Source organism: Caulobacter sp. B11 (genome assembly GCF_002737765.1).
In the GTDB taxonomy this organism is placed as follows: domain Bacteria; phylum Pseudomonadota; class Alphaproteobacteria; order Caulobacterales; family Caulobacteraceae; genus Caulobacter.
Genome location: NZ_PEGG01000215.1, coordinates 1 through 4,536 on the forward strand (window position 1 = coordinate 1; position 4,536 = coordinate 4,536).

Genomic DNA, 4,536 nt, shown 5'->3' on the forward strand with positions numbered 1-4,536 from the left:
CGTTCAGCGAGGCGTCGGGGCCCGACAGCCGGCGGTTCATCGAGATGACCTCGCTGTCCAGCACGCCGAGCTTGGTGGCGATGGCGCTGACCTGGTCGGGACGCAGGTCGCCGTCCTGGAAGGCCTCGATCTGGCTCTTGGCCTTGCGCAGGTTGAAGAACAGCTTCTTCTGGGCGGCGGTCGTGCCCATCTTCACCAGCGACCACGAGCGCAGGATATATTCCTGGATCGAGGCGCGGATCCACCACATGGCATAGGTGGCCAAGCGGAAACCCTTGTCGGGCTCGAACTTCTTGACCGCCTGCATCAGGCCGACATTGCCTTCGGAGATCACTTCGCCGATCGGCAGGCCATAGCCGCGATAACCCATGGCGATCTTGGCCACCAGGCGCAGGTGACTGGTGACCATCTTGTGGGCGGCTTCGGAATCCTGATGCTCTTTCCAGCGCTGGGCGAGCATGAACTCCTCGTCCTTGGGGAGCATCGGAAACTTGCGGATTTCGGTCAGATAACGTGACAGGCCGCCGTCCGGCGACATCACCGAGAGTGAATTCACGGCCATAGACAATCCCCTTGGCTCAACGGACCCGCACGCGGGCCGCGCGCCATCATCCCCTTAGAACGGATCAGATAGGAAGGCGTTGCTGTGAAGGTAAGGCCGATAACACAATTGTAATGTCCGACCGGCGCGGTGGACATTGCCAGCCCTTGCGCTTGTCGCCGATCCTGGCCAAGTCAGGCCCAGCTTGACCCACCCGGAGCCCGCCATGACCCGCTTCCTTATTCGCGCGCTGTTCGCCGCGCTCGGCCTGTGGCTGGCGGCGGAAATCGTCCCCGGCATCGCCTTCAGCGGCTGGACGAGCCTGCTGGCCGCCGCGATCCTGCTGGGCATGGTCAATGCGGTGGTTCGGCCGGTGGTCTTTGTCCTGACCCTGCCCCTCACCCTGGCGACGCTGGGTCTGTTCCTGTTCGTGGTCAACGCCGCCATGCTCGGCCTGGTTGGCCTGTTCCTCAAGGGCTTCACGGTCGACGGCCTGTGGGCCGGCGTGTTCGGGGCGATCGTGGTCGGGGTGGTCAGCTGGTTCGGCCACCTGCTGATCGGCGATGGCCGGGCGGCCGACTAGAGCGGGCAGCGGTCAGTCGGCGGACTTGGCGGCCTTGCGCGGGTCGGCCTTGGGGGCCGGGGCCAGGCGCATAACCTCGGCCTGATAGCGTTCGTCATCGCCGGCCGCCGCGAAGGGCAGGGCGTCGGCCAGGGCGTCGAGCATGGGGTCCAGCCACTGGTGCTCGGCCTTGTGAAAGTCGCCCAGCACATAGTGCATGACCATGTCCTTGTCGCCCGGATGGCCCACGCCGATCCGGCCGCGACGAAAGGTGTCGCCCACCTGGCTGGTGATCGAGCGCACGCCGTTATTACCCGCCGCCCCGCCGCCGGCCTTCATGCGGAAGCGCCCGGGGGCCATGTCGATCTCGTCATGGAAGACGATCACGTCGGTCGGCTTGAGTTTGAAGAACTTCATCGCCTCGCCGACGGCGCGGCCGCTCTCGTTGTAATAGGTCTTGGGCTTGAGCAACAGCAGCTTGACCGGCCCGGCCGGGGTCTCGACCAGCCCGTCACAGGCCAGGCCCTGGAAGCGCGCGCGCCACGGTCCGGTCGACCATTTGCGGGCCAGGGCGTCGAGCGCCATGAACCCGACATTGTGCCGGTTCTTTTCGTACTTCGCCTCGGGATTGCCGAGACCGGCGAGGATCAGCATGGCGGTGGTCCTGAAGGTGGCGCCGGCTCAAGGCGCAAATGCAAAACGGGCGGGCCCGAAAGCCCGCCCGTTCCATGGTCGATCGGAGATCCGACCCGAAAGCCTTAGGCGACGGTCGTGTCGCCGTCGTCCGATTGAGCGGCGGCCGAGGCCTTCAGGTTGGCGATGACGAAATCGCGCTCCTGGGCGGGACGCACGCCTTCCGGCAGCTTCACTTCCGAGATGCGGATGGTGTCGCCGATGTCGTGGGCGGCCAGATCGATGACCAGTTCTTCAGGGATGGAGTCGGCCGGGCAGGCCAGCTCGACGGTGTGACGGACGATCTCCAGCGAGCCGCCCTTCTTCATGCCGACCGAAATGTCGTGGTTCTTGAAGTGCACGGGAACCTGGATCTTGATCAGCTGATGCTCGCTGACGCGGAAGAGGTCGAAGTGGATCGGCTCGTCGGTGACCGGGTGGAACTGGATCGCCTTGGCGATGACCGACTGCTTTTCCTCGCCGTACTGCAGGGTCACCAGGTGGCCCAGCAGCTTGCCGGTGTGCAGCGACTTGCGGAATTCGTTGGCCTTGACCGAGATGCTCACGGGATCCTTGTCGGCGCCGTAGAGGATGCCCGGGATCTTGCCGGCGCGGCGGGTTTCGCGAGCGCCGCCGGTGCCGGCGCGGGTGCGAACTTCAACGTTCAAAATGATGTCGGACATGATGTGTCTCTCTGGAGAGCCGGTGCTCTCGAAATGTGAAATCGCCGCACAGGACTGAAGTGCCCCGCTCGGTCGACTGTTTTTTGGGTCGCGCTAATTACACAGAACGGCCGGCCGATGCAACGGCCGGCCGTTCCTGATCCTGCGTCGCGCCTAGTTGCGCTTGGCGGCCTTTTTGGCGGCGGCGAGCTTGGCGGCTCTGGAATTGGATCCGGCGCCGCCGTCGATGATCGAGGTCTTGACCGGCAGGACGCGCGGCGGCGGCGGCGGGGGTTCGGCCGGCATCGGCGCGCCGGAAGCCTTAATCACGCACTGACCGGTGTCGATCAGGATGTGCTGGCCCAGGCAGAACACGTCCTCGTAGTGCGGCTTGGCCACCGCCAGGCACTGGTAGAGGTTCAGCTTGCCCATGTTGACGCAGCTGGCGCTGGCCGGCTCGGCCATGATCGCCTCGACATTGGCGAGGTTGTCGTCACCGGCCGCGCCCAGGGCGGCCAGGGCGGCGACGGCCATGCCGCGGATCACCAGGGGCTTGTAGGGCGCCTCGGCGGCCCGTGGCGCCAGGGCCAGCGGCGCGCCGCCCATCGAGGCCTGCTGCAGCAGGGCGACATCGGCTGACTCGGCCAGAAGCGGCGTGGCGGACATGGTCTTGGCATAGGCCAGGCGCACGTCGCGATCCGGCACCGAGGCCTTGGACCAGTTGGCGCGCTGCACGTCATAGGCGGCCTGCTTCACGCGCTTGCCGGCTTGATAGACCTTCAGGCCGTCGGACCCGAGGGTGTCGATGATCAGGCCGGCGGCGGCGGCGCTGTCGGACCCTTTGAAGGCCACGACATAGGCGGGATCGGCATAGATCTGGGCGATGACCTGCCGGCGCTGGTCGGGATCGGCCGCGAAGGCCCGCGCCGAGGCGACGAAGGTCGGATCCTGCAAGGCCAGCACGGCGGCATAGGCCATGGCGCCCGAGAGGAACTGCTTGGGCTCGTAAGCGACCCCGACCTTCAGCGAGTCGGCGATCTGCTGGCCGTCGGTGAAGTCGGGCGTAATGGCGCCGGCGCGCTGCATATAGCCCCGGAAGGCGCTGGCCTTGACGACGATCGACTCCGACAGGGTGATCGGCGGCGGGGCCGGCGGGGCGATCACGACGGGCGGCGGCGGCGGCGGCGGCGGGGTGCTGCAGCTGGCCAGGAAGGTGGCGGCGGCGAGGCCGATCGCCGTCAGCGCGGCGCGCGGACGCAGGTGGGCGGGCATCGGCGAGAACTTCCCCATGAGACTGTATGCGCCACTATCATTGGCGATGGGCAAGAATGTGACAGCCATCCCGTTAACCGCGCCTTGACGAGCCTGGCCGTAAGCGCCGGAGTCTGCCGTCAATCGAACAGCTTGGAGACCGACTCTTCGTTGGCGATCCGGCGGATGGCCTCGCCGATCAGCGGCGCGCAGGACACGTAGCGGATCTTGGCGCAGGCCTTGACCGGGTCTGAGGCCTCGATGGAATCGGTGACCACCAGTTCCGTCAGCACCGAATTGGCGACCCGATCCGCGGCCGCGCCCGACAGCACGCCGTGGGTGACATAGGCGCTGACCGAGATCGCGCCCTGGGCCACCAGGGCGGCGGCCGCGTTGCACAGGGTGCCGGCCGAGTCGGCGATGTCGTCGAACAGGATGCAGCGGCGGCCCGAGACGTCGCCGATGATGTTCATCACCTCGCTCTGGCCGGGGCCCGAGCGGCGCTTGTCGACGATGGCCAGGTCGGCGTCGTTGAGGCGCTTGGCCAAGGCGCGGGCCCGAACCACGCCGCCGACGTCGGGCGAGACGATCATCAGGTCGTCGCCCAGCGGGTACTTGCCGCGGATGTCCTCGGCCAGCAGGCGCGAGGGCAGGTTGTCGGTGGGAATGTCGAAGAAGCCCTGGATCTGGCCGGCGTGCAGATCCATCGTCAGGACGCGGTCGGCGCCCGAGCGGGTGATCAGATTGGCCACCAGCTTGGCCGAGATCGGCGTGCGGCCGCCGGTCTTCCGATCCTGGCGGGCATAGCCGAAATAGGGGAGGACGGCGGTGATCCGCTTGCCCGACGC

6 protein-coding genes are annotated in these 4,536 nt (G+C 66.9%); 1 reads left to right on the forward strand and 5 read right to left on the reverse strand.

What is annotated here, in order from left to right; genetic code table 11:
* Positions 1-562 (reverse strand): RNA polymerase factor sigma-32 (locus CSW58_RS09380; protein WP_143755148.1); only part of this gene is annotated, 562 nt, incomplete at its 3' end.
* Between the two features lie 205 nt (positions 563-767).
* On the opposite strand from CSW58_RS09380, the gene CSW58_RS09385 reads away from it, so the two are divergent.
* Positions 768-1,124, forward strand: coding sequence for a phage holin family protein (locus tag CSW58_RS09385; protein ID WP_099447098.1), 357 nt, complete (start codon positions 768-770; stop codon positions 1,122-1,124).
* A gap of 12 nt (positions 1,125-1,136) precedes the next feature.
* On the opposite strand, the gene pth is transcribed toward CSW58_RS09385, so the two are convergent.
* From pth to CSW58_RS09405, 4 genes are all read right to left on the reverse strand, one after another.
* Positions 1,137-1,757, reverse strand: a complete 621-nt coding sequence (gene pth, locus CSW58_RS09390) for an aminoacyl-tRNA hydrolase (protein ID WP_099447099.1) — start codon at positions 1,755-1,757, stop codon at positions 1,137-1,139.
* A 104-nt stretch (positions 1,758-1,861) separates the two neighbouring features.
* Positions 1,862-2,458, reverse strand: coding sequence for a 50S ribosomal protein L25/general stress protein Ctc (locus CSW58_RS09395; RefSeq protein WP_099447100.1), 597 nt, complete (start codon positions 2,456-2,458; stop codon positions 1,862-1,864).
* Positions 2,459-2,611: 153 nt separating this feature from the next.
* Positions 2,612-3,709 carry a hypothetical protein gene (locus CSW58_RS09400; protein ID WP_099447102.1) on the reverse strand — a complete coding sequence of 366 codons (1,098 nt, stop codon included), beginning with the start codon at positions 3,707-3,709 and terminating at the stop codon, positions 2,612-2,614.
* 119 nt (positions 3,710-3,828) lie between these two features.
* A partial coding sequence (locus tag CSW58_RS09405; protein WP_099447101.1) for a ribose-phosphate pyrophosphokinase occupies positions 3,829-4,536 on the reverse strand: 708 nt, incomplete at its 5' end.

What these genes read in the sequence shown, in the direction of transcription:
- CSW58_RS09385 (WP_099447098.1), top strand. Translation starts at nt 768, where the DNA reads ATGACCCGCTTCCTTATTCGCGCGCTGTTCGCCGCGCTCGGCCTGTGG.
- pth (WP_099447099.1), bottom strand. Translation starts at nt 1,757, where the DNA reads ATGCTGATCCTCGCCGGTCTCGGCAATCCCGAGGCGAAGTACGAAAAG.
- CSW58_RS09395 (WP_099447100.1), bottom strand. Translation starts at nt 2,458, where the DNA reads ATGTCCGACATCATTTTGAACGTTGAAGTTCGCACCCGCGCCGGCACC.
- CSW58_RS09400 (WP_099447102.1), bottom strand. Translation starts at nt 3,709, where the DNA reads ATGCCCGCCCACCTGCGTCCGCGCGCCGCGCTGACGGCGATCGGCCTC.